The organism is Indolivaga capnocytophagoides (assembly GCF_036511535.1).
GTDB classification, from domain to species: Bacteria; Bacteroidota; Bacteroidia; order Bacteroidales; family Dysgonomonadaceae; genus Dysgonomonas_A; species Dysgonomonas_A capnocytophagoides.
Map to the genome: position 1 here is coordinate 2,534,790 of NZ_AP028867.1, position 26,558 is coordinate 2,561,347.

Consider the following 26,558-nt stretch of genomic DNA (forward strand, 5'->3'; position numbering starts at 1 on the left):
TATATTTATTTTTTATTTTTTATAAACTCTAATCTCCGAAACCATTGCATAGTTAGTTGAGCCTTTATACTCTGTTCCAAAATAGACTTTAACATAACGGGTTTTAGGATTAGTGAAGAACCGATAATTTTGAGGTGCATTGGTCTCGTTATTAAAGCTGTAAGAGCCTTGATCGACCCATGCCCAGGAAGTGGGATCAGCTCCAATTGCATTTTCAGTTGAACAAGTAAAAAATTGTTGTCCTTTTTGTCCTTTATTATTACCTAAACGTCTAACCAATTCGACATTAGTGATATCATAATTTTGGCCTAAATCAAGAATAAACCAGTGAGGATAATCAGATGCTGATTTCCATGAAGCATGCCAAAATGTACTTGGATCACCATCAATCATAGCTATTACCCGTCCTTTAGGTGATGCTCCTTCTCCTCCTGCTTCCTGAGAACTATATCCAATTGTTTGCGAATTGGAAGAATCATTATATCCTGGGAAAGACCAAGAACTAGTTGATATTGCAGTCATCACTTTGGGAGTCAATTTAAACTCTTTGACTTCCGATGAATTTTCTTCTTCATCTTGTACTGTCATATTAACAATACATTCTTCTCCAATCAATACTGAGAGTTCTTCATAAAACAGCTGAGTAAAAATCTCTCCATTAGTATTTGCCTTTGCGGTGATTTTCTTTGTCCCTTTTTTATTAGAATCAGCAATCGAATGATAATCAACAGCAATATAGACTAATGAATTTGTTTCATTCTTCCAATCAATGCGTATGCCTCCGTAATCTGCTGATATATTTACAGTCTTAGCTACGGTTTCAAAGACCGGATTATCAGGAGCCTGTTCTATATTTACAGGGCCTTGATTAGAACCTTTTAGACTACATGTAAATACTGAGAATGTTTTGAGTTCGGTATTAGCGAAACCTCTTATCGTATCTGCAGAGGCACCGTTCTTATCAACCTTGTCTTTTGATATTAGTTTATATCTTTTTTCTCCTTTTGAATTAATGTATTCAATCTTTACATACATTAGATTCGGATCATTTGGATTTTTCCAAGACAGATACACTTCACCTGGTCCTGAAGAGCTTGCAAGATCGGTGACTTTAGCTGGCGCTATTTCACTGACTTTATCGTCATCGGTACATGAAGTAACAATGATAATAAAAAATAACAAATAGAATTTTCTCATGATTTTAGATTTTTACATTTATTAAATATAGTTAGATAACATTCTTCAAATATTCTATTTCGAATTATCAAATTTCCTAAAACATTTTTTCATTAATTTTTAATAGCTACAATTAATTATTTAATCACAAAACTGAAATACATCACAGCCAATTCCGTTTCTGTCATATTTTCCTGTCGGGTATCTCACCAAAACTTTAGCTGTAAATGGCATTTTCAACCCTTTACCTACTACATAATAATTATAATCTAAAGCATAGATAGATCTGAATTCGCCCCTGTAAAGATTACTTATAGAATGTCTGTACTATATTTTCCAGTAACATCCGAACGTAAGTCATCATATCCCGAAATTATAATTGACAGCGTTTTCATAGCCTTTGAGCAAGCAATTATCCAGCATTCCCAACAGCTCATTATCTTGCTTATACGCAATTTCGCAAATAGAGAGCAAATCCCTATGCCAAACTGAGCATGAGCCTGATCTCTTCCACTTTCTTGACCCTTTGCCACTCTTGGTTGTTATAATTGGGGATTATACCATTATCATTACCTCCCAACAAGACATCTACAGCACTCTTGTACATATCAGTATCGTCCCACAAAATAGCCATGGGTGTATAAACTCTTATTTCTGTGCAATAATTTGCCACCATATTCATCGAAAATTTTGGCGGTTTCTTCTAAAACGATATTAGTGAGGGGCTAATTTTCGAAAGTTTTTGTTTTTGGCACAAAAAAAAGATAGCAAAGATTGTTTGTTTGAGATATCTATCTCAAACCTTCCATTGAGGTCGGCATTAGTGTCTTGTGTAGTTCCTACAACAATAACCGTAGCTCCTATGATAGGCTCTCCGTCTTTATCTACAACAGTTCCGGTTATTTTAGTTTTTTCTTGAAGAATGCGGGCTATTCCGTTTTCTTCAGCATAAATATCTATTGCTATAATATTTATCAAAAGGATAAACAAAATTAATGCAACAGACCTTTTAGATAAAAGTCTCTTCATGATATTAGAATTTATAGTTATTTCACAAGTCAAAAGTAGACTAAAAAACACTATAGGGCTGGGATAATTAATACCAAATGTATGGTCATTTTATCCCAACTGCAACCCAAAAAGCAATGCTACAAGAGAGTTTTGTTAATCTATACTGTCTGAACGGTATTGCGTCGGTGTAGAATCAAACTGTTCTTTAAAATATTTATTAAAGTATTTAATAGAGTTAAATCCTACCATATCTGATATTTCGGAAATATTGTAAGAAGTGTCTTTTAATAATTGTGCAGCACGCTTTAATCGTACCGATCTGATAAAGTCGTTTGGAGTTAAGCCTGTTATGGATTGAAATTTTCTATACAGTTGAGTGCGACTCATGGCTAAGTCACTACTCAGTTGACTAACCGAATATTCTGTGTTGTCGATATTGTCTTCAATAAATTTTACTGCTTTTTTTACAAACTCCTCATCTAAAGATGTTATTGTAATACTGCTTGGAGATATTTCTATTGTCTTATGAAATGCTTCTTTCCTTTTTTCCAGTTGTTCAAAGAGCATATCTATCCTTGCTAGCAATACTTCCAGGTTGAAGGGCTTGGATATGTATGAGTCTGCTCCGGCCTTGTAACTGTCTATTCGTGCCTCATCAGATATTCGTGCTGTGAGAAGAATAAATGGTATATGTGAAGTCTGAATATTGCTTTTAGTACGGGTACAAAGTTCTAAGCCATCGACCTTTGGCATCATCAGATCTGAAATAATCAGATCCGGCGATTTCTGAATGGCTAACTCTTCTCCTCTTTCGCCATCGTTGGCTTGCAGGATATTGAATCTGTTACTCAGTTGCTCTACCAAAAAATGTCGGAATTCTGTATTGTCTTCTATTATCAACACTGTTTTCCGTTCTGTGTAGTCATGAGTAATTTCAATAGCTGATGGGTGCGATTCTGTTTCTTCTATTTTGTCTCCTCTCAGGTCTGTAGGCAAGAGCAGAGAAAAGGTGCTGCCTTCTCCCTTCTTGCTGTTAACTGAAATTTCGCCTTCGTGTAGCGATACATATTCTTTGACCAAGTGCAAGCCTATACCCGAGCTTGCTCCGGCCAGATTCTCTGAGTCACTCTGATAGAAGCGATGAAAAATAAATTCAAGATCTCTTTCGTCGATGCCACATCCTGTATCCGTAATGTCGACAGATACAAACCCTCTACCGTCTTGCTGTAGCAGCCTGATATTAGTAGATATAAAGCCCCGGTCGGGTGTAAACTTAAGAGCATTGGAATATAAATTGTTCAGAATTTTCTGCATTTTTGATTTATCAAAATACATATACAATTCGGGACACTCGCTTTCTATAATAAAATCAATATTGCGGTTTACGGTTGTTTCTTTGAATGATGAATAGACATATTTTACAAATTCTATAAAATTAGCATTATTCAATTTCAGTTTTTCTCCACCCATTTCTAATTTACGAAAATCTAATAATTGATTAATCAGATCCAGCATGCTATTAGCATTTCTGTAGATAGATCTTAACTTATCTTTTAGGGGATTTTCTGATTGTTGTATCAGCGTGTTGAGCGGAGTCATAATCAACGTTAGGGGCGTGCGAAATTCATGGCTTATATTAGTGAAAAACCTAAACTTCATTTGATCCAGCTCTTCCTTCTGCCTGTTGCGTTCCAATATTTCCTGCTCCAGTTGCTTTTGTAATCTTCTTTTGTTTAAGTATCTAAATATAAACACGATCGCAATGCTGACTAATATAGTGTAAAGAATATAGGCATAGATAGTTGCCCAGAATGGTGGTTTAATGATAATAACCATCTCGGCAGGTACATCTCCCCATATTTTGTCATTGTTTGCAGTATAAACAATCAACTTATATTCTCCCGGATGCAAATTGGTATAAGATGCACTTCCTCCGCCCGAAGTTTCTATTTCCGTCCATTCTTTATCGTAATTTTCTAATTTGTACCGATAATAAGTGTGAGACGGATTAACATAGTTGAGCCCTGCAAACTGGAACGAGATCGAATTTTCGGTATGTCTAAGTTGTATCTCTGTAGTATTATTTATCGGATATTTGAGTATAGTATGCCCGTTATATTCAACATCATTTTTTACTAAATTATTAAACAGATAGAAAGCTGTAAATACTGGTTTATTTTTATTCGTATTATAGTGTATTTTATCTGGTTTCAGCCAATTTATTCCATGATGTCCACCAAAATAAAGAACCCCTTTACCAGATTCCAAAGAGGATCGATCATAAAATTTTCCACTTTGCAGGCCATCTTCCTGCCCAAAGTTTACTACAGAGAACTTATAATCGCCGGAAGTTCCCTTTATTTCAATTTTTGCTATACTATTTACTGTTGATACCCAATATATACCATTTTTATCTTCTTCTATTGCCGAAACAGAATTGTTTGACAGGCCATTGCTTACATCAATAATATATACTTTTTTCCTCTTGTCGTCCCAAATACGTATACCTTGCTCTGTTCCAAACCACTCTAAACCTTTATTATCTTTATAGATATAATAATATCTGACATTAGGCCCTGCATATTTGGGGTTTTCAGGATCGTCTATTTCAGGTATGAATATTTTATCGTTTTTGGTATCGTAATAGTAAATACCATTTTCGCCGTATACAGCAAAGGTATTGTTATCTATCGGATAAAAGCTATAGTCTATTTTGTGAAAGTTTATTTCCGGATGCCTGTCTTTGAGCATTAATATTTTGCCTGTCTCAAGATTCAACTCTCCAACTCCTTCATTGGCTACGCTTACCCAGAAGCGGCCTGTAGGATCTTCGTATATGGCTCTTGATATATTCTGATTAGGATATAACTCCATATTGGAAGATGACTTGTTGTATATTTTTATATTACTGCCATCTATGCAATAGAAGCCGTTTAGATATGTCCCTACCCACAATCGTTTTTTTCGGTCGTGATACAGTGAGAGGCATAAATCGTCTGACAGGATTCCTGCAAAAGCATTGGATATTTTTCCTGATGCAGGATTGTAGCGTTTGAGTCCATGAGAGGTTGTACCTATAAGTATATCTCCATTATTATCTTCTATGAGGCAGCGTATTGATTCGTTGGTGATTAAAGTTTCATTGTTGATTGTTTGTATCAACCCGAACTTATACATACTGGGATTGTAATAACATACACCCTGCCATAATGTACCCACCCATAGACCGTTGTTGTCGTCAATATACAAACATTGTATATCGTTATTCAATATACCTCCATTGCTAAGCCTCAAGCCTGATATAACTTCGAGGGTATGACTTTTTCCATTTATCTTTCGCAAACCCGACCAGGAAGTGCCAACCCATACATTTTCATCTTTATCTAAATCCATGCAGGTGAAAAAATTGGAGACACCTTTTATTGTTGCAACTTCTTTCCACTTATTTTCAGTCCAGTTGTAGTAGCAAACAGCATTATTGTACATCAGCCATAAATCTCCGGATGATGTTGGTATAATATTTAGCCGATCTGTTGCATCCGATATTTTGTCGACAAAAAAAGTTTCCTGAGTTGTAAACTCTCGTGAAGCCGAATCCCAGCAACGGAGTATGCCGCTGGAGTATATTATATAGTAAAGGTTCTTATATTGTGTAAGTTCGTATGGAACTCCATATTTAGTAAAAGAGCTGCTATTTCCGTCTTCTATCTTTATCAATTCTTTTTTGAGAATATCATATAAATAGAAAGAGTTATCTTCTGTAAGAAACCAATAATTTTTACTTTGATCTATAAATAAGTTTCTAAGTTTTTGATTGATACCGAATACTTTCAGCTCGTGGTCAATATCATAGATGAATTTGTTCGTTTTCAGATCAAATAAAGACAAATATCCTGGAGCCTTCATCCACATACGTCCCTCGGCATCGTGATATTCTTTAAAAATCTGATATCTGTTAAAGTCCCATTTATAGTCTTTTCTCCTATCGTGATAGAAATGCTCGAAGGTAGCACCATTATATATATTAAGAATAGAGACAGTGCGTATGGCTATGCGTCCATCCGAAATCATAGTGAAATTTCTTATTTGGTTGTCAGATAAGCCATCTACTATATCCCAATGACGAAAAGTATATTGTGAATATATATTCACAATTCCAGAGAATAACAATACGATCGTAATAAAGTATTTTTTCGCCACAATTTTAATTTAATTTTCAAATATAAAGAAATATTGCGAAAAAGTTTCAAACCTATTATTTAGTAGAGGTTTTCAAATATATTTTTTGTTCTTTTTAAGTATCATTTTTGTATACGTAAATCTTGTTTTAGCCGTCTTCCCTGAAAATCAGATTATCCTTGAGTATTTTAGGTGTTAGTGATTACCTTTTGCCCCAATTACTATTGCCAATCTTCGATCTCAACTTCTTGATATATGCTCTACGTCGTTTATGATTAGTTGCTTCAAAGCCATCCCAAAGCGATTGCATTTTACTATTCATTTCAAGTTCCGGATTTGATTCAGCAAATCTAAACCCTGATTTATAAGCAGATGGAATAAAACCGTTAAATATCATCGCATTTACTCCTTTACCTTGATATTCGGGCAATACACCCATAATCATCAGTTCCACTGTTTTATTGTTCTTACTATTAAGAGCTTTTATTAGCTGAAACCAACCAAGAGGGAACAATCTACCCCGTGATTTAATCAGAGCTGCAGATAGGCTCGGGATTCCAACTCCGAAACCAACTACGTCATCAGTATCTTCTTTTATAACTATCTGAACAACATCCCATCTTAAAAGTGGTACATACTTCTTCACGTAGTAGTCTATCTGATGCTGGGTCAGAGCCGAAAAGCCATACAAAGGTTCGTATGCTTTATTCAGACATTTGAATAACTTGGATACATAAGGTGTTACCTGTTTAAAATTATGGAATGAGAGAAGTTTTAACCCGTAACGTTCACCTATCATAGTAGCTATACGCTGATGTCTCTCAGGCGTATGGGCGGGAATCGGAATATAGAACTCATTCCAATCTGCATCTTTTTCAAAGCCTAAACGTTCTATCTGAGTTCTGTAATACGGATAACTATATCGGGTTGCCATTGTCGAAATTTTGTCATATCCTTCTATCAAAAGTCCTTCGGGATCAAGATCTGTAAAACCAATTGGACCGATGATTGTATCCATGCCTTTTTCTTTCAACCATTTTTCAGCCGCAGAAAATAAAGCTTCGACAACCTCATTGTCATCAATAAAATCGACAAAAGAGAAACGTCCCTGCTTCTTATTCCATATTTCATTTGCTCTATGATTGATGATAGCTGCAATTCGACCGACTATCTTGTCATTTTTATATGCCAGAAATAATTGCATTTCGCAAAAATCGAAAGCCGGATTTTTTTTAGTATCTAAAGATTCCAGCTCATCCGAAATTAGAGGTGGAACATAAAAAGGACAATCTTTGTATAAGGTATTTATAGGAAATTTGACAAAAGCCTTTTTCAGATTATTATCATTAGAATTTATTGCTTTAATTACTACCGACATATTTCGAAACGTTTTGTTAGATTGATAATAAGATAAACAGGGCGAAAGTTTTGTTACTTAAAACTATATTCGCCCTGCAATCACAAGTATATTAGGTAAGGATGAAATGTTTATACTTAAATATTACCCGATGCTTTGAGATATTGCGTCTTGTTAATTTCCAATTTAGTTTTTGCTACAATATGTTCAGCCTGGGCATTTTGCCAAATGGTTTGTGACTCCAGATAGTTAGATATGGTTTCCATTCCCACATCATACTGATCTCTGCTCATTCTCATATTTTCTTCACTTTGTTTAAGAGCCTGTAATGTTAGTTTAACTTCCAGCATAGATTCATTGTAAGCATTGATTGCCTGTTGAAGTTCCAGATTCATTTTCTGACTCAAATCATCTCGTTGCAGTTGAGCCATTGCCATCTCACGTTCCACTGCTTTTACTTTTTTCGATCCCTCTCCCCAGTTAAACAATGGTATCTTAACAGAAAATATTGCCGAGAAATTCCCTGTATTGAATAATGGTTCATTATCCAATTTGGGACCATGAATATATCCGTAAGAACCGGCAAAGCCAATCTGGGGAAGAAAGTCACTCTTTACAAATTGCTTTTCATGCTTTTTCAATTCTATCTGTTTTGTCAATATACTATATTCAGGTCTGGACGTAACCGTTGCATTGGGATTGAGTATAAAATTATTTTCAGTAAAGGATTCTGGAAAACTGATTTTTGAATTGAGTGGCAGACCAATAATGTCACATAAATTCATCTGCGATATACGAATACCATTTTCAGCACGATTAAGTTGCAGTTCCACCTGATTTTTTTGCACCTGCACTTTCATCACATCATTTTTCGATTTCATACCTGCATCGGCGGCATTGCTAATTACTCTTAAAAATTCATCTATTGTCTGCTGATAACTCAAAGCTGCTTTACGCATTTCGAGAGCCTGAACACAGAGCCAATATGCCTTGTCTGTTTCTAAGATAACTTCATCTTCGGTCAGTTGTCGGCTTAATTGGGCAATCTCACTTCCAACTTTAGACATTTTACTGGCGGATGTAATTTTTCCACCTGTATATATAGGCTGCTCTACGGTTATCTGCCCCAGATAAGAATTGCTGGTTTTCAGTTTCATATTCAGATCCCCTAATTCACCCATGTTCATCTTCATATCTGTTTTTGCATTGTCATAATAAGCAAAGCCTTCGGCTGAAACTTTTGGCAGATAATTTGTTTTGGCAGCCTTTGCTACCAGATCTGCTCTTTCTTTATCTTGTTTAGCAATAGCTATCCGCTTGTTGTTTGCCAATGCCATTGCACGGCACTCTTCCAGTGTTATCTCCTGAGCAAACAGACTGGAGAATGAAAAGAAACAAAATACAGCTATAAGAATATATCTGACCTTATTTATATTTAGATATTTCATGACTTGATTATTTATTTTTTATACCAAAGAACAGTGCATACAGTGCCGGTAAGAACAAGAGTACGACAAGCGTACCAATCAGTAATCCACCCATCATAACTACTGCTGCCGATCCGAAAAGAGCATCCCCCAATAATGGTATCATCCCCAAGGCTGTTGCAAAAGTGGTGAGCATGACAGGACGCAGACGGCTGGCTGAACTCTCTAACAGAGCTTTGACAGGCTCTACACCTTCTGATATCTGTAATACGATTTCGTCCATCAGAATAATTCCGTTTCGGATAATCAGCCCCATCAAGCCTAAAGTGGCTACAATGGCAACAAATCCAAATGCTTTCCCTGTCAATATTATACTCGGAACGATACCGATAAACATCAGCGGAAGGCACAGAATAATGATCAGTGGCTTCTTATAGTCTTTGAAAAGCAAGATCAAAATAATAACCATCAATGCTATAGCTAATGGATAGTATTTAAGCAGGTAATCCATCGACTCGTTACTTGTGCTGAACTCTCCCTTCCATTTCATTGTATAGCCTTCAGGCAACTTGATGTTCTCTATTTGTGAAGCAATATTTTCACGGACACTTTCTGTTCCTTTTCCGGGCAGAACATTACATTGTGCACGCATTGCACGCTCGCCATCACGTCTTATCACCAACGGTTCTTCCCAAAGTAGTTTTATGCCGTTGGCAGCCTGACTCAAAGGCACAGTACGTAGTGCAGAGGCTATCACATCTTCTTCCGATACGGCCCCTGTCATTAATCCTTCAATTGTTTTTTGATCTATTCCTGTCAATGAAGGCATCATACTGAATACGGGAGTATGTTCAAGCGACTCTATGGGTTTTCCGTCTTTGTCTACACTTTTTATAAGGATAGATTTACTTTTAGTACCTTCGTAGAAAGTACCTGTAGGAATACCATCCGTTGCACTCATTACGGATAAACCAACATCCTGACGACTCAAACCTATATTGCGGGCGATGGGTTGATTGTAATCAATCATCAATAAGGGTGTTTTTACCTCCCAATCCGATGTAACCAGTCCGATGTCAGCATTTGCCTGCATAATATCTTTGGCTTGTTTTGTTAAATCACGAAGTATGGCCGGGTCAGCACCTCGAAACTCCACTTCTATCGGGTATGATTGCCCCATCAGATTATAGCGTTTCATCTGAACCCTGGCTTGTGGATAATTCGTTTTCAGATAACTGTCAATCTCAGCCATAGAGCTTAACAGGTCATCAAAGGTTTTATAGTCTACAATCAATTCACCGTAAGCGAGCGAAGGGTCAGCAATTCCTCTAACCAGATTATAACGACTAGGAGTTCCTCCGACAGAAGTTGTCACATGGGTTACTTCTTCTCTCTTAAGCAGATAACTTTCGATACTTTCCAAATCTTTTTTTACACGTGTTGTATTTGATCCCTCAGGAAGTTTGTATTCAATATACAATTGATCGTATTCCATATCAGGGAAAAAACTCTGAGGCATAAAGCGGAAACAAAACATACTGATAACCACCATCACTCCGGCAATGCTCACTGTGATAATGCGATGGGATAAAACCCAAGTGAGTATTTCTCGTAACTTTCGGTAAATAAAGTTGTCATAAGGATCTTTTTGCTCTATGTTTTGCTTAGCTTTTAGCAATCCATCTGCCTGAACAGGTATCAGGGCTATGGCTAACACCCAGCTTAATAAAAGAGACACGGCCAGTACTACAAACAAATCGCGGACATAAATCCCCGTATCATCTGGAGATAAGTAGATTGGAAAGAATGCAAGAATACCAATCACCGTAGCTCCCAATAAAGGCATAGCTGTTTTACGTCCCATTGAAGTGAGAGCTTCTCTTCGGGATAAACCTCGCTGCAAATCGATTTGAATGCCATCGAGTACTACTACTGCATTATCGACAAGCATACCGAGAGCTAATACAAATGCAGCCAGAGAGACTCGCTGCAAAGCTCCATCTAAAGCACCTAATATCAATAAGGAACCCAAAACAACAACAATAAGATTAACCCCAAGAATAAAAGCACTTTTGAACCCCATTGTAAATACCAGCAACACAATAACGATAACAATGGCTTCAATCAAACTTTTCATGAAAACATACAGTGCCGAGTTTACCCTGTCTGGCTGGAAAAACACTTTATTGGTTTCCATTCCTGCCGGTAAGCGATCCTGCTCCAATTTACTGATTAGTGTTTCTACTTCTTTTCCTATCTTGGTAATATCTGTACCTGCTTTGGCTGAAATAGAAATACCCAATGCCTGTTTTTGATCGTATCGCAATTCATTGCGTACAGGTGTTTCATAGCTTTCCGTTATACGGGCAATATCACGCAAACGCAACTGATCGTTCTCATGTCCTTGCAGTATGAGGTCGCCTATATCATCTACATTCCGGTATTTATCATTCACCGATACGCGCATACGCACATCTCCTGTTTCGTAATAACCTGAATATATCGTTGCATTTTGCCCGTTGAGTGTGGATATAACTTCGGCAGGATGCACTCCCATGTTAGCCATCCGGTCTTCGTAAAGTTCAATGTTGATACATTCATTCTGTTTTCCATAGATCTCAATTTTAGAAACACCTTTTATCTTCAATACTTCTTTCTTTATCAGATCGGCATATTTTTCGGCTTCCTTGTAAGAATATCCGTCAAAAGTCAGTGCGTACACGATTCCATATACATCGCCAAAATCGTCCATTACGATAGAAGTAGAGGCTCCTTCGGGCAGGTTGTCTTGTACGTCTGCTACTTTTCGTCTCAAAAGGCTCCAGCTTTCCTCTACCTTTTCGTTTGATACTGTCGAGGGTAGTTTTACATTGATTGTTGACATATCGTTCTGCGAACGGCTGGTAATATCCCCCACATTGTTCATCGAACGAATACTTTTTTCCAATACATCCGAAACCTCCAACTCCACTTCATGAGCCGATGCTCCGGGATAAAGTGTAACGACTGTTGCCTGCTTTACTTTAATTTCGGGGTCTTCAAGTTTACTCATGCCATCGTAAGCAAATATGCCACCGATGGTAAATAACAGAATAAGAACGTAAACCAGCTTCTTATTATCTAATGCCCAGCTTCCCAAGTCCTTCATAATATTCCTCCTGCATTTGTAGAGGAAACCTCCGGTAATAATTTGACTTTAGCTCCTTCGGTTAGAGTATATACTCCAGCCGATACAACTTGTTCACCGGAAGATATTCCCTCTGAAATAATAGCAGTTCCGTCGTTTGGTATTTCAGCGATCCGAACAGATCGTGATTGTACGGTCTTAGATTTATCGTTATATATCCAGACTGTTTGTTTGCCATTTTGCTCGAATATGGCAGTAAGAGGAATTGAAACCAGGGCTGAATTTTCGGGTTTGAATTTGATTGTAACCATTGTCGACATTCCGGCTGATGGCATTTGTTGTTTGTCGGTAACTTTAAGTCGCAAACGAACTGTATATAGCTGATTCAAATTTGCTTTCTGATTAATCGATATAAGTTCAAGAGGAAATTCTTTACCTGAATATATATCGAAATGAGCAGAAAATGATTCGAACTTATCTCTTCGGATATATTCACTAGCCGGAATATTTATTTCTACTTCCGGGACTTCTGTACTGATCATTGAAAAGACCGGCATACCTGCACTTATAACCTCGGAACGATTGAAATATCTCTTTTGTATATATCCATCGAAGGGAGCCCTCAATTTTGTATCTGACAGGGCATCTTTATGTGCATTGTATTTTGCAGTCATTTGACGTAAGCCAGATACAGCCTTATCATAATCATTGTCCGATACACTTTGCTTTTCGTGTAAGATAGTTATGCGTTCTACTTCAGCCTTTACTTGTTTGTATTCGGCTTCGGTAGCTGATAGCTGTGTTTGATAGTCGCGCAAGTCCATTTCAGCTACGACCTCTCCTTTGCGTACAAACTGCCCTTCGGTAACATTGACCTTTGTTATAGGCCCACTTATCCTGAATGAAAGGTCTATATCGGAAGCCGCTTTTACTTTACCGGGAAAAGAAGCTGTTTTTTCACCTCCGCTTGTTTTTACTACAACTGTTTTAACTGTCCTGACAGTATCTTTCTCTGCCTCTTTCTGTCCACATCCTGTAAACAGAACAAATCCACTCAGGCAAATAAGTGAAACTAATTTCATCCTCATCTGATTTACATATTTTATTTATTGTTTGATGCACAAAGGTATATGGGAGATATTCCATAAGCCTTTCCCTTTTTGAGGACAAAATGCTCTATTTCGGAAATTATAGATTTTTTATTTGTACTTGAAAAATAATAATACCTATTTTTAGCCCTAAAAAGAAAACAATAGAGCAATGAAATCTAAACCGTCAAAAAAAAGTACACTTGAGCATTTAGTATTCGACACAACCAATGAGAGTTTCTTTGACAATTCCGTATTAGATGGATCAGACAGTGACCTCCTACTTTTGGAACAATATCCCCGTATTATTGATGCTGCGGGTATATGTATCTGTCTAGAAGGTGAGATTGAAATAACAATCGGCTCGCAAAGCTATCCTGTAAAGAAAGATGATCTGTGCATTATTTTTCCAAATGATATACTTTATGTGAGAAATAAAAGTGCTGACTTTAAAGGATACTTACTTGTTTGCACAACTGATTTTTTTCAACTATTAAATGTAGCTTCCGGAACATCCATTTATCTGTATATTAAAGATAACCCGTGTATTTCATTGAAAGACAAAGACAGGGAAAACCTTATACGAATGTGTGACTTTCTGAAAGAACATGATTTACGAACAGAACATCTCTACAGGGATGAAATATCAAAGCATTTGATGTTCTCTATTATTTATGAAGTCATTGGTATCTATAAAAAAGGAGAGCCCCTGAAGCAGGTTCCTTACTCAAGAAAGAATCAATTATACTTTAACTTTATGGAGTTGTTGGCTAAAAATTATAGTATGCATCGCGAGCTTGAATTTTATGCAGGTAAGCTATGTATAACGTCGAGACATCTGTCGAGTATATGCAAGGAAATGAAAGGACAGACTGCTAAGGAATGTATAAACAGCCATCTTATTACGAATATAAAGATATTGCTGGAAACAACAGATATGACTATCTCTCAGATTTCGGAAGAACTGAATTTTCCGAATGCTTCTTTCTTTACCAAGTTTTTTAAGGAACAAACCAAGATGACACCTAAAGAATATAGAAACGCAAATGTATCGTAATGGAATCATTTGCTTAAAAAAATCATTACTTTTATTCAAAATTTCAAACCCAGTAATATCACACTGTATATGGTCGATAATGTAAAAATATTAGAAACTAAGATTCTTTCAGATAATTGGTACGTACTTCGAAAAATAACATATGAATATCTGAAAAAAGATGGCTCCAAGACCATTCAAAGTAGAGAAGCTTACGATAGAGGAAACGGTGCTACTATATTGCTATACAACAAAGACAGTCGCACAGTCATTCTTACAAGGCAGTTTCGTCTTCCCACCTTTGTCAATGGAAATGAAACTGGTATGCTTATTGAAGCTTGTGCTGGATTGCTCGAAAAAGACAACCCCGAGGACTGTATTAGACGTGAAACTGAAGAAGAAACAGGCTATAAAATTACAGACGTACGAAAAGTATTCGAAGCATATATGTCTCCTGGCTCAGTAACAGAAATCTTATATTTTTTCATCGCCGAATATGCAACTGAAATGAAAGTTACAGATGGTGGCGGTCTGGAAGAGGAAGAAGAAAATATAGAAGTGCTAGAACTAACCATTGATAAAGCAATGAAAATGGTTGAACTTGGTGAAATAAAAGATGCCAAGACTATAATGCTCCTTCAATATGTAAAGCTTAATAATATACTGTAACGATGTTAATCTAATACAATTCTTTTCTTTCTTTTTGATAATACCCTTTGTTTATTTTTTGAATAAAAGAACGGCATATATTTTCGTGGCAATATATCATATACATCATAATTGGGTTCAGAATAGTAAGTTCAAATACAAAATAAAAAAATGGCTCTTTAATCAGTACAGATATAAATAACACAATAGCACGGGTATTGAAAGAAAGGATGTTGGTCCACTTCATCAAAGGTAAGCTCTTCATTCTAAAATCTTTTTGGAACTGTATTGGAACTACACCTTCAAATTCGTGATTTAACAGACTACGCATAGACTGAAAATTAGGAGTCCAGCTTTCTTGTGAGTGTGTGTAGTCCTTATAGAATAATAAAAAGACCTTTTCTATAAAATGCTTCTTGAATGTTAGAGTATTATATTGTTCCTGTAATTGAAGAGAATTATCCAATTCACTTCCATCTTTCCCTTTTAAGAAGAATAAATGAATATTTCTATAGTAATCTGCCATTGATGCTTGTTTCGAATGAAAATAGCCTGCGATCAGAGCTATAATCCAAATATACCAGCCAAATGAAGGTGTTAGCCTAAGACATATAGCAATATATATTGACATAAACCACAGATTACCGGCAAAACCATCCAAAGCCCGTCCGAGCGGAGAGAAATTCTTGGTCATACGAGCTAATTGTCCATCAGCACTGTCAAAGACATCGGCCCATATCAATAATAATATTCCTAAAATTGTTATGGTGAACTCTTCAAAGTAAAAACAAATACCAGCTCCAATACCAATAAAGATACTTGCTATTGTTACCATATTCGGGGTAATACCAAGTTTTTTGAATAGTAAAACCCAGCAGTATCCGATTGGACGATAAAAATATATATCCAGAAATTCTTCTGTATCGTTGGACTTTAATGTGGATTTAAAAGACGTCATAAATGTTAAATTTTCGCATAAAGGAACAGGTAAGTAGACTGTATTTTAATTATATCTACTACCTGTTTTAGGTTACGACTAAAAGCTTGTAGATTTATCTATCAATTCGAGAAAAAGAATCTCTCCATTTTTAATAAAAGTGACATTACCCTCTCTTGCTAGCCAACCAATGGCTAAGCCTAGATTAAGGGAGCTTAGGCAGGTATATTCTCCAAGCTCTCTTATTGATAATCTTCCTCGGTCTGATAACAACTGCCATATTATACCTGCATTTGTACCAATAAAATCTTTAATCATAACAATGTTTGTATTTTATAATTCTTTATTATCATAGAGAACTACGTTTTTGATATTGTCAATAGCCCATAAAAAAACATAGTGTCAAATTTCGTTATTGTAATTGAAAAGTAAAAGTTCCAGTATTAAACAAAAATGCTCTTTTTCGGAGATGATTAGTATAATAAAGTTTCGAAAGAATATATCGATCTACAGTTACGGCAATCTAAGAAACAAAAATTCTAAAACAATATTGATTTGTGAAAAACGACCATTTTATCCATCATTTAGAATATAATAAATTTGAACAAACTTCACACCTTTGCCAAGTAAGTTTATAAAAGGAGTTACTTACATTTTCATATAAAAAACTGAATGAGAATTGCATTATGTATTTATATATTCTTATACCTGTCAATAACCGTAGTAGCACAAAATAAAGTTGGCCGTGTTCTTGATGGAGAAGGAAAATCTGTAAATGGTATAAGTATTTTTATACCTGAACTAAATCAAGGTATTCTTAGTGATAAAGAAGGTTATTTCAAAATAATAACAGACAGGCAAGATTATACATTACTATTAAAGCATCCTGAATATAAAATTCTACAATCCTATATCTCAGAGAAAAAAATAGATATTATAATAAAAAGAGATACTTTTTACACTGATAATTTGAATATAAAAGCTGATTCTATCATAAAAATGAGTATTACAAAGGCTTCTGCATACTCAAACATTTTAAAAGGATATAAATCCTATAGTTATACAAAAGGCAGGTTAACCCTTGAAGAAGTACACTCTTTTATCGATAAAATTGGATATAAATTGGATAATATTTTCTTGTCAGATTATAAGAATAAGCCTTTATTTCAAGAGTTATATAACGGAACAGAATATGTTTATCCTAATAACTACACAGTTTCTGTTTTGGGTAGTTCCGGTGATATTCCTGAAACAATAACTGAAAAAAGTGTGATGGAAGTTCAAAATGGTTCTATATACGTGGATAGATTTGGTAAGTTTATATCACCATTAAGTAAGTATGCCTTCTCTTTTTATAAATTCAAATATTTAGGATATTACACTGATGGTCAGACTTTATATCATAAAATACAAATAGAATCAAAGATAAAAGATCCAGAACTTTTAAACGGCGTTCTATATATCGAAGACGGAACATGGGCAATAGCATATGCCTCCTTACAAACGAATTCTCAAGGATTGGAATCGACTATAAATATAGCTTATAATGAGCTGAGAAATGGGGTTTCTATACCCGTAAGCTACCATAGCAACATTGTATTTTCTTTTATCGGGACGAAGGGTACTATCGACTATTCAACATCTATAAAATATGATAGTATTTCCGAACAAGAAATAATTCGTGACAATGAAGAATCTAATATCAATAAAATCGAATATGAGAAAAATGCATATAAAAGAGATTCTGTTTTTTGGAATAAGTATAGGTCACAGCCTATCGACAAAGAGATTATTCTACAATACAACACAGACTCAATATCTTCTAAGCGAACAGGTATCTCTGAATATTGGTTGAGTAAGGCTTTGGTGGGAGGATTTTTGCTAGGAAGTGAAGACAGTCAATTTTATTTAAAATATAACGGGGTTAAGTTTATTTTCAGGGATTATAATTATGTGGATGGCTTATGGATAGGAAATAAATTTGATATTAGATACAAAATCAATAAAAAAGGAGATATTGAGGCCTATCCATATATTTATTATGCAACAGCAAGAAAACGGATACTTGCAGGTAGTGATGTAAGCTATAACTATGATAAAAAAAGAAAAGGGCAGTTTAACTTAAGCTTTGGTACACGATCAGAAGATTTTAGTAGTTTGTCATTAACCAGATACCAGAATTATTTCACCTCTTTATTTCTAGGTGAAAATTATAATTCTTTTTATCAACGAGATTTTATCTCTTTAAATAACAGTATACATATTAATAAAAGATTAAAACTCTCTACTTCATTCCTTTTAGAGAAAAGGTCAGGTTTGTCGAATTATACAGATTTTAATTTATCAGGGCGTAAACATATCAAACCAAACATTTTCTCTAACGACCGTTTTGATCGTACTGCATACTTTATACAATTGTATTATTCTCCGAAATCCAACTATTCAATAACTGAGGCTTTAGAAATGCATATAAACAAGGTGACTCCTGTTTTCAATATCGAATACCAAGAGGGATTTTCATCATGGCAGACCAATAATTCCAAATATCAAAAAATAAAAGGAGGCGTAGCACATAGCATACAATTAGACTATTTTAACTGGATTGATTATAAAATAGAATCAGGAGTATATATAAGTAAAAGACAAAATCTTCATTTCACAGATTATCAACATTTCGGATCCTCCGACCTGTTACTAAATCTTAACTCTTTGTTTGATTCATTTTTATTGCTAGATAATTATGAAATACAAACAAATAGGTATTGGATAAATCTATTTTTGAATTATTCTGGTAAATATGTATGCTTAAAATATATCCCATTCTTACAAGGGACTCCTTTTACTGAAAATATCCATCTTAAAACATTGTTCACTCCCGAAATAAAATCATATGTAGAAACTGGGTACTCCATTTCTTTCAATCGATATTTTGGGGTTGGTTTTTTCACCTCTTTTCTTAATACAAAAATAAAAAATGTAGGGATCAGATTTTCTCTGAATTTAAGATCGTTGGATATTTCTTAATAAGATATAAACTCTATGTTTAAGAGGTTTTGAATAAAAAAATCTAATTAGACTTTATGTATAATCTATCATCATAAAATATCTATTAATAAAGTATATTTCAATTAGCAGATAACGAATACATATAAAGTTTCTTCATTTTTTACAGAAATTGTAAGAATAGGACATTTCTCAGTAAAAACAGATAATAGACATATCTGAGAATTAATACAACTTCGCATTGTAATTGATTTTAAGAAATTCTTTTATGCTGCGAATAAAAACATATCATTTTGTTATTGCTTTCTTCTTGATAACTCTGATTATAAGTATAGTCGGAAATACATTATTTAATGATATTCCAGCCCCTCAAAAATCAGAAGAGTTAGAGAACCTGAATACAAAATCATTCATCCATATAACCCATCAAGACTCTCTTTCTGCAGTCCTATTATATGATGACAATTCCGATTTATACAAAAAGATGGAATACCTGATAAGTATCTCAAGAAGTGGTTCAAACCTGAAATTCTATAAAATGAATGTTGAAGATTATCCTCTCAACTACCAAATATCAGGAGTACCGACCGTATTATTCTTGAAGCATGGACAGGAAGTTAGTCGTATAATGGGATTTGTTTCTGAGTCTAACCTGAGGATGATTATCAAAAGAATCGAAAATTTCTAAAAATAGCCACAACTGAAATAATATATTAATAATGACAAAACAAAGAACGCTAAAAAACTATTTTAGTCTGGAAGGAAAAGGTCTTCATACAGGTCTATTCTTGCGAATTACATTTAAGCCAGCACCAGAAAATCATGGTTATAAGATAAAAAGAACAGATGTCTCAGGTCAGCCCATTATTGAAGCAGTAGTTGATAAAGTTGTAAACACACAAAGAGGAACAGTCTTGGCTGATAATGGAGTACAGGTCAGTACAGTTGAACATGCTCTTGCAGCTTTGTATGGATGTGAAATAGATAATTGTTTGATAGAAATAGATGGACCTGAATTTCCAATACTGGACGGAAGTTCTATTCAATATGTTCGAAAGATAAAGGAAATAGGAATAAAGGAACAAAATGCTCCTCGTAAATATGTAAGTCTTAAACGTAAAAGAATTCGAGTGACAGATCCGGAAACCGGATCGGAAATGCTATTGTTACCGGGAGAATCCTTTACTATTGAATCAACGATTAGATTCAATTCGATCATTCTTAAACAGCAGAAGGCGAATATAACTAATCTGACTGATTTTGCTAAGGATTTTGCTTCTGCCAGAACTTTTGTTTTCGTACGAGAAATTGAGCAATTATTAAATAACAATTTGATAAAAGGAGGTGATTTGGATAATGCAATAGTTATTTACGATACACCCATGCCTCAACAGGACTATGACCGTCTAGCAGAAGCCACAGGCATGAAACAAAAGAATGCAAAACATCTCGGTTACATAATGAATAAGCCTCTTATGTACGATAATGAACCAGCCAGACATAAGTTACTTGATATTATTGGTGATATTGCACTGGTCGGAGCATTTATAGAAGGTTCTATTACCGCAATCTGTCCTGGACATAAAATAAATGTATTGTTTGCAAAAGCGATTCGTGAATATTACCTGGAGAATCTTTTGACAACAAGAGAAATGTTAAAACTACAAGGAATATAATCATCTAAAATACATGACTAAAACGTTTAAATTTCTACTGTCTTTAACGATGGTGCTTATTATATCTTCGAATATGAGAGCTCAAACTATTATAGTAGGTGATACCCTAAAAGAGTTAAATAATAGGCAGCTTAAAGAAGTGTCAATTTTTGAAGAAGAGCAGATCGAAGTCGATGAAGAAGATATTTTAAAACAGATTGACAATATGCCTGCTTTTGGAATATATAGAGATAATTATTTTACGACGGGTGTTCCTCTGAACCAATCTATAAATAAGAATACTGCAGATGCTCTATTTCAAGTTAGTATCAGGCATCGCTTGACAAAAAGCCGATTGCCTTTCAATACCTTCTTGTATTTAACTTATACTCAGAAATCGTATTGGGATATTTATGATAAATCAGCACCGTTTCGCGACAATAATTATAATCCAAGTCTGGGCTTGGCTAAATATATTATTCACAATAATTTGCTGAAAGGAGCCGCCTTCTTACAGATAGAGCATGAGTCAAATGGAAGAGCTGGAGCAGAATCAAGAAGCTGGAATATGATAAGTTTGTCTTCTAAATATTTCTTCAACAGCCAACTTACTTTAGGGGCTAAGTTATGGATACCAATTGTCGATGGTGAGGAGAACAGAGATTTGACAACCTACAGAGGAGTTGGAAGCTTATCTGCAAATTACAGTTCCAAAGATAAAAGATGGTGGTTTACCGGAGAAATTACACCAAGAAAGAAGATTGGAGATTTTAATACCTCTTTAACTGCCGCTTTCAAAATATCTGCAAGTTCTAACCAATATTTATACGTCCGGTTCTATGATGGAAGAGGTGAAAATCTCCTCGACTATAAAAAATACAATCTTAATGTAAGGGTTGGTTTTTGTATAAAACCTGATTTTCAAAGTATCTTCTTATAAATATACTATGAAATTATTCTTTAAAAACAATATGAAAGTCCTTATCGGGATGCTTTTCGGTCTTATATTGGGATATATTCATTGGTATTATTGGGGATGCTATTGGGGAACCTATCCTATGTCTTCTGAATGTTGGGTTAATTGTGTTTTTGGACTTTTGTTCGGTGGTTTTACCGTTAGCATAACGAAAGAGATGTCATAGATTATTGATAATACTAATACTATGGAACAATTTATTCGTAATATAAAAGAAAATATTAATAAACAAATTCAAGTTATCGAATCAGAAGAAAATAATATTTTTCAAAAATCAATTAGTATTATTTCTTTGCTCGAATCGACATTCGATGAATTAAAAGAATTTGTTTCATGTTATAAATTTGAGAACCAAGTTGACGAGATTATTTTCTTTAAAGAAACAAAGCCTCAACTATTCAGCATTCTAATTTATCACAGAAAAATATACAATCTGGAAATGCGAATGCCAACAGGTAGTTATATAGATCGCAAAAATTATTTAGAAGGTATCTTGGGACGGATAAAGTATTTCTTCGACAATAATGCCGACTTTTACCAATATTATCGTTCGGGTAGTACTCATCTTGATAAATACTATTTTCTGAGAGGCAAGCCGGATATTCAGTTAATTCTCGATTGTTTCTATTTTGAAAGAGATACTAAATTCTCGACTAGCTTCGACTTTAAAGTTGCAAAAATGATAGCTAATGAGAGGTTGACAGTTTACATAAACAATAAACTCCTACATATCGGTAATCTCGAATCCAATATTCAAGATACATTTAATTTGCCAAAGACTAGACTTACATGGACTGCTAAAAAAGCAGAACTTGTTGAACAGATTTACGCATGGGATAGTGCAGGATGCTTCAATAATGGTAATACGAACATAAAAGAACTTGCTGAATATATTGAAACTGTTTTTAATATTAATCTAGGGGACTTCTATCACACATTCCTTGAAATTCGGGAGCGTAAAGGTAGCCGTACTTTATTTTTAGATAAATTAATAAAGCTTCTCGAAGATAGAATGGATGGATTGGACAATAAATGAATCGAAATAATAACTTATATTTGTGTGAATAATAAGAAAAGCAGAAGTATTAAAAATACTTCTTGATATATAACATAACGTTCACGTAAACGTCTCATCACGAAAACTGGTAATTTTAGAAGAACGAGACGAAATGTGCAATGTTCATGCTATACGAAAGTATGGTGTGGACATGCTTGTTTCGTTCTTCGGGTATACCAGTACCTCGTGATGGAGCAATGCATGCTCCACACTTTTTTGTATATTGCATACCTAAAGATTACAACCATGAGAAAAATTAAATTATATATTGCTGCATCTATCGATGGTTATATAGCAGATATCAATGGCGAGTTGGATTGGCTTTCCAATTATCCGATTACTGCCGAATTAAACTATGGATATAATCAGTTCTTTGAATCTATTGATACTGTTATCATGGGTGGTAGAACTTATCGGGATATTCTAAATATGGATGTAATATATCCATATGAGGACAAAACATCATATATAATTACCCAAAATAAGATGAATAATCCGAAAGAGAATATTCATTTTATTTCCGATAATATAATAGAAGCTGTATCAGAGATCAAAAAACAAAAAGGTAAAGACATCTGGCTTGTGGGTGGAGGAGAAATTATTTCCATACTTCTTGATAATGATTTAATAGATGAAATGATAATTACAACTATACCAATTATACTCGGTTCAGGAGTTCCTTTATTTCCCAATACAGCTAAAGAATCGACTTGGGAGCTAAACAACACCCATAAATACAATAATAATGTGCTACAGGTTGAATATCATCGAAATATCTAGCCTTAAATGATGTAAAAATAGAATATACATTACCCAAGTTGATCCCAAGCTTGGGTATTTATTTTTCCATACATTTCGACATGAAACAGTCCTAAAAATAGCCATCAACAGCATAAAATATTTTACTGAAACCTCAAACCACAGATTCCCTTTCAACTAAATCAAAATAATTAGATCGAAGAATCTTATCTAGTAGTCAATTAGATATTTATCTAAAAACAGTCATCCCAACTTGGGCCTTCAAAGCTTCTAAATATCAGACCTTTGTTTCAAACAAATATGATATGGAAGTTATAACAATCGATTCAGAAGCATTTAAAGAATTAATCAGAAAGATTGATTCTATTACCGACTATATTCGAAACCAAGACACGTCTAGTACATCTAAAGAATTGGACGAAGTATGGGTCGATAGTTATGAAGTATGCACCTTTCTTCGTATAAGCGAACGCACTCTGCAACGTCTTCGCTCCAATCAGCTTATCTCATACTCCATCCTGTCGGGAAAAACCTATTATACCATAGGAGAAATAAAGCGTATTCTACAGGAGCATTTGGTTAAAACCGGAGAAGAAGCACTTTCGGATCTGATCAATCATCATCAACAGTATATTGAACGTAGGAAACGAAACAAACCTAAAAAGTAAAGTTATGATGATTGATGACGAAATATTCGAATCCAATATAAAAGGTCTGGCTAGACTTCTCAAACGGATAGATGAAAAAGTTGACAAGCTCCTGGTTTCTGAGAACAGTGGTGTATTGGGAGAGCGTTTACTCGATAATCAGGACTTATGTCTTTTTCTTAAAATTACACCACGTACTTTACAACGCTATCGCAATTTGGGATTACTCCCTTTCAAAACAATCTGTAAGCGGAACTACTATAGGGAATCGGATGTAAAAATATTTGTCGATCAATATTTCGGAGGAAAAGATAAGCTTACAGATAGGGATAAATGGCAGAAGAAAAGCAGTTCCAAAAACAAAGACAATATCTAATAACAAATCATTAATATTCTTTTCTATAGCCTTTTTAGAGTTTCTTCGTTGTGAAACGCAGAAGCTCTTTTTTTTATTACAATCTCATTCCTCTATATTCAGAATTCTCATCCTTATTTTTCTTATTCTCTGAAAAGCTAACATTCCCATTATCAGGTCTACCCAATAGTATGCGATCCCTGTTTGCATCAATAACCTCCTTAATACTCATCGGTTGTCCTGAGCGAACATTATTTGTAGAATCAACAGACTGTACAGAAGCTACCTTTTGAACTTTTTTCAGTTCATCTTTGGTTGTCAGAGTAAGCTGGATCTGCCGATCTAAGGCGACCAATTCAGTTTTCAATTCTTTTAATTGAGGTTCTTTCTTGAAAGAAGAATCAATAACCTCTTTAAGTATTGGAAGATCTTTAGATAGCTTTTCATTATCAGTCTGATATTTCTCTATCAACTTCGGAATACGCTCCAAAGCATTCAAAAAATTCATAGCGGCTAGTTTGGGATCAGTAGCGATATGCCCGTTATTGTAGTTGTACTTTATTCCACCCTCCCCTTCTATAAAGAATCGGTTATCTTTAAAGATAGAACCTTCCTTTTGACTTTCCTCTGTTTTTACAAGAAGTTGAAAATCATAGAGTGTTCCAATAGTGAAATACTCATTATTGGTACGGGCATTATCTGATAAGTGGTTTAACTTTTCTCCGATGATTTTCAGATCAGATGAATTTATCCCTTCCAATTTCACAGGATTCAGCTTATTTCCTTCCTTATCTGTTTGAACACGATTGCTGAACGCATCCCAATCTTTTGTCATTCGATTTATCATCTGTGTATTTCCTTCAATGGTTCGGGTACTGTCTTCATATTTAAATGTAGCTGAAGATTTACTTTTGACAAATGCTTTTTTCTCACTTTCCAAAGCATTGATCTTTTTCTCCAATTTGGCTTTTTCCAATAAATCGGTATTACCTGAAAGAATAGCCACATACTCTGAAAAATTCATACCTGCACTTTCATCCATACTGCCCTCATCAATAGTACGACTGCCCAGACTATTATTCTTTAGCTGATTGATAAATGTCTGCTTATTCTGTAACAGATTGAACTTATAAGAATCAAGGCTTTTCTCGACTGCATAGATGACTACATCCACTTTATTGTCTGCATATAGTTTAGCGATCTCATTCCCTTTGCGGATAGCCCGTCCGTCCCGTTGTTGCAGATCTGATGGTCTCCACGGTGTATCTAAATGATGAATAGCCACAGCCCTCTGCTGAGCATTTACTCCTGTTCCCAACATAGAAGTCGAACCAAACAATACCCGGATACGCCCTTCATTCATCCCCTCGATCATTGCTTTACGGGCATTGTCAGTCTTGGCTTCCTGAATAAAACGTACCTCGTGTGCCGGAATACCATGATCCTCTATCAGTTTTCGTTTAATCTCCGAATATGGATTCCATTCATTGGATTTGTATGTGCCTAAATCAGAGAATACAAATTGTGTTCCTTTATTGGATTCGTATTTATTATAATACTCGGCTATCTTAGCTGCACAATGCGATGCTTTGTTATCCACATGGTCTCCATAAGCCTGATTAATCATACGCATATCCAATGACATCTTACGGGCATAGTCAGTCGCAATCAGCATCTTTGCCTTATCTTCTTTCTCTGTTAGTGGAGCACGGCCTAGTAATGTAGCATCTCCTGTCTTAGCAAATTCCATTAGCTTTTGAATAAATATTTCCTGCTGTGGTGTTGGGGGAATATTGTACAGTATCTCATTCTTTTCGGGTCTGTCTATTCCGATATCTTTTGCTGTACGAAAATCAGTTATCTCCGCATAAAAGTAATGGGGGTGAATGTAATCGACTGATTACTAATAAAAAGCAGAATATATAATCTGATAAGGTGAACGACTAAGAAACGAGCGAGTTTCTTTCCCTTTCTTTATTCTGCAAAGTCTCAAAGAACTCTCTGTTTGATGTTGCAAAGATAGCGATATAATTCATATAAGCAAAGTATTTACGTTGTTTTTTCAATGAAAATCAACCTTAGACATTTCTAATTCTATAAAATCGCCATTTTAAGGTATT

Annotated in this window: 22 protein-coding genes and 1 pseudogene; 11 read left to right on the forward strand and 12 right to left on the reverse strand. The window is 35.0% G+C overall.

Annotated features, from left to right (window positions below; genetic code table 11):
• Positions 1-12 precede the first annotated feature (12 nt).
• The 8 genes from AABJ51_RS10160 to AABJ51_RS10195 form a co-directional block, all read right to left on the reverse strand.
• Positions 13-1,197, reverse strand: coding sequence for a discoidin domain-containing protein (locus tag AABJ51_RS10160; protein WP_338372431.1), 1,185 nt, complete (start codon positions 1,195-1,197; stop codon positions 13-15).
• A 457-nt stretch (positions 1,198-1,654) separates the two neighbouring features.
• The gene (locus AABJ51_RS10165; protein WP_338372432.1) at positions 1,655-1,852 is read right to left on the reverse strand and encodes a hypothetical protein; all 198 of its coding nucleotides are present in this window, start codon (positions 1,850-1,852) and stop codon (positions 1,655-1,657) included.
• Between the two features lie 38 nt (positions 1,853-1,890).
• A complete protein-coding gene (locus tag AABJ51_RS10170) occupies positions 1,891-2,205 on the reverse strand; it encodes a carboxypeptidase-like regulatory domain-containing protein (RefSeq protein ID WP_338372433.1) in 315 nt (104 codons plus the stop codon).
• Positions 2,206-2,340: 135 nt separating this feature from the next.
• Complete coding sequence (locus AABJ51_RS10175) at positions 2,341-6,387, reverse strand: hybrid sensor histidine kinase/response regulator transcription factor (protein WP_338372434.1); 4,047 nt, start codon at positions 6,385-6,387, stop codon at positions 2,341-2,343.
• Between the two features lie 181 nt (positions 6,388-6,568).
• Positions 6,569-7,744, reverse strand: coding sequence for a hypothetical protein (locus tag AABJ51_RS10180; RefSeq protein ID WP_338372435.1), 1,176 nt, complete (start codon positions 7,742-7,744; stop codon positions 6,569-6,571).
• 116 nt (positions 7,745-7,860) lie between these two features.
• Positions 7,861-9,171: a TolC family protein gene (locus AABJ51_RS10185; RefSeq protein ID WP_338372436.1), complete on the reverse strand. Its 1,311-nt coding sequence runs from the start codon at positions 9,169-9,171 to the stop codon at positions 7,861-7,863.
• 7 nt (positions 9,172-9,178) lie between these two features.
• Entirely contained in the window at positions 9,179-12,298 is a 3,120-nt protein-coding gene (locus tag AABJ51_RS10190; protein ID WP_338372437.1) for an efflux RND transporter permease subunit, read from the reverse strand.
• A complete protein-coding gene (locus AABJ51_RS10195) occupies positions 12,295-13,359 on the reverse strand; it encodes an efflux RND transporter periplasmic adaptor subunit (RefSeq protein ID WP_338372438.1) in 1,065 nt (354 codons plus the stop codon). Before AABJ51_RS10195 ends, AABJ51_RS10190 begins: the two co-directional genes overlap by 4 nt.
• A 178-nt stretch (positions 13,360-13,537) precedes the next feature.
• Between AABJ51_RS10195 and AABJ51_RS10200 the strand changes: the two genes are divergently transcribed.
• Together AABJ51_RS10200 and nudK are read left to right on the forward strand one after the other, a co-directional pair.
• Positions 13,538-14,422 (forward strand): helix-turn-helix domain-containing protein, encoded by an 885-nt coding sequence (locus AABJ51_RS10200; protein WP_338372439.1) that lies wholly within the window; start codon positions 13,538-13,540, stop codon positions 14,420-14,422.
• Positions 14,423-14,491: 69 nt separating this feature from the next.
• Positions 14,492-15,070: a GDP-mannose pyrophosphatase NudK gene (gene nudK / locus AABJ51_RS10205; RefSeq protein WP_338372440.1), complete on the forward strand. Its 579-nt coding sequence runs from the start codon at positions 14,492-14,494 to the stop codon at positions 15,068-15,070.
• Positions 15,071-15,080: 10 nt separating this feature from the next.
• On the opposite strand, the gene AABJ51_RS10210 is transcribed toward nudK, so the two are convergent.
• A complete protein-coding gene (locus AABJ51_RS10210; RefSeq protein ID WP_338372441.1) occupies positions 15,081-16,007 on the reverse strand; it encodes a CDP-alcohol phosphatidyltransferase family protein in 927 nt (308 codons plus the stop codon).
• Between the two features lie 78 nt (positions 16,008-16,085).
• Complete coding sequence (locus AABJ51_RS10215; RefSeq protein WP_296950895.1) at positions 16,086-16,304, reverse strand: winged helix-turn-helix domain-containing protein; 219 nt, start codon at positions 16,302-16,304, stop codon at positions 16,086-16,088.
• Between the two features lie 354 nt (positions 16,305-16,658).
• Between AABJ51_RS10215 and AABJ51_RS10220 the strand changes: the two genes are divergently transcribed.
• The 6 genes from AABJ51_RS10220 to AABJ51_RS10245 all read left to right on the forward strand — a co-directional run bounded on the left by AABJ51_RS10220 (position 16,659) and on the right by AABJ51_RS10245 (position 22,656).
• The gene (locus AABJ51_RS10220) at positions 16,659-19,010 is read left to right on the forward strand and encodes a DUF5686 family protein (RefSeq protein WP_338372442.1); all 2,352 of its coding nucleotides are present in this window, start codon (positions 16,659-16,661) and stop codon (positions 19,008-19,010) included.
• Between the two features lie 247 nt (positions 19,011-19,257).
• Positions 19,258-19,677 carry a thioredoxin family protein gene (locus AABJ51_RS10225; protein ID WP_338372443.1) on the forward strand — a complete coding sequence of 140 codons (420 nt, stop codon included), beginning with the start codon at positions 19,258-19,260 and terminating at the stop codon, positions 19,675-19,677.
• Between the two features lie 31 nt (positions 19,678-19,708).
• Positions 19,709-20,665, forward strand: a complete 957-nt coding sequence (locus AABJ51_RS10230; RefSeq protein WP_338372444.1) for a UDP-3-O-acyl-N-acetylglucosamine deacetylase — start codon at positions 19,709-19,711, stop codon at positions 20,663-20,665.
• Between the two features lie 13 nt (positions 20,666-20,678).
• Positions 20,679-21,584 (forward strand): phospholipase A, encoded by a 906-nt coding sequence (locus AABJ51_RS10235; protein WP_338372445.1) that lies wholly within the window; start codon positions 20,679-20,681, stop codon positions 21,582-21,584.
• A 7-nt stretch (positions 21,585-21,591) separates the two neighbouring features.
• Positions 21,592-21,786: a hypothetical protein gene (locus tag AABJ51_RS10240; RefSeq protein WP_338372446.1), complete on the forward strand. Its 195-nt coding sequence runs from the start codon at positions 21,592-21,594 to the stop codon at positions 21,784-21,786.
• Between the two features lie 21 nt (positions 21,787-21,807).
• Positions 21,808-22,656, forward strand: a complete 849-nt coding sequence (locus AABJ51_RS10245) for an RteC domain-containing protein (RefSeq protein ID WP_306540352.1) — start codon at positions 21,808-21,810, stop codon at positions 22,654-22,656.
• A gap of 115 nt (positions 22,657-22,771) precedes the next feature.
• Here the strand turns inward: AABJ51_RS10245 and AABJ51_RS10250 are convergent, their stop codons facing one another.
• Positions 22,772-22,906 carry a hypothetical protein gene (locus tag AABJ51_RS10250; RefSeq protein ID WP_338372447.1) on the reverse strand — a complete coding sequence of 45 codons (135 nt, stop codon included), beginning with the start codon at positions 22,904-22,906 and terminating at the stop codon, positions 22,772-22,774.
• Between the two features lie 17 nt (positions 22,907-22,923).
• On the opposite strand from AABJ51_RS10250, the gene AABJ51_RS10255 reads away from it, so the two are divergent.
• From AABJ51_RS10255 to AABJ51_RS10265, 3 genes are all read left to right on the forward strand, one after another.
• Positions 22,924-23,457, forward strand: a complete 534-nt coding sequence (locus tag AABJ51_RS10255; protein ID WP_338372448.1) for a dihydrofolate reductase family protein — start codon at positions 22,924-22,926, stop codon at positions 23,455-23,457.
• A gap of 284 nt (positions 23,458-23,741) precedes the next feature.
• Positions 23,742-24,104 carry a DNA-binding protein gene (locus tag AABJ51_RS10260; protein ID WP_338372450.1) on the forward strand — a complete coding sequence of 121 codons (363 nt, stop codon included), beginning with the start codon at positions 23,742-23,744 and terminating at the stop codon, positions 24,102-24,104.
• 4 nt (positions 24,105-24,108) lie between these two features.
• Positions 24,109-24,459: a helix-turn-helix domain-containing protein gene (locus AABJ51_RS10265; RefSeq protein WP_338372451.1), complete on the forward strand. Its 351-nt coding sequence runs from the start codon at positions 24,109-24,111 to the stop codon at positions 24,457-24,459.
• Positions 24,460-24,535: 76 nt separating this feature from the next.
• Here the strand turns inward: AABJ51_RS10265 and AABJ51_RS10270 are convergent.
• Positions 24,536-26,311 (reverse strand): annotated as a pseudogene (locus AABJ51_RS10270) (helicase-related protein); the annotation flags it as partial.
• Positions 26,312-26,558: the final 247 nt, after the last annotated feature.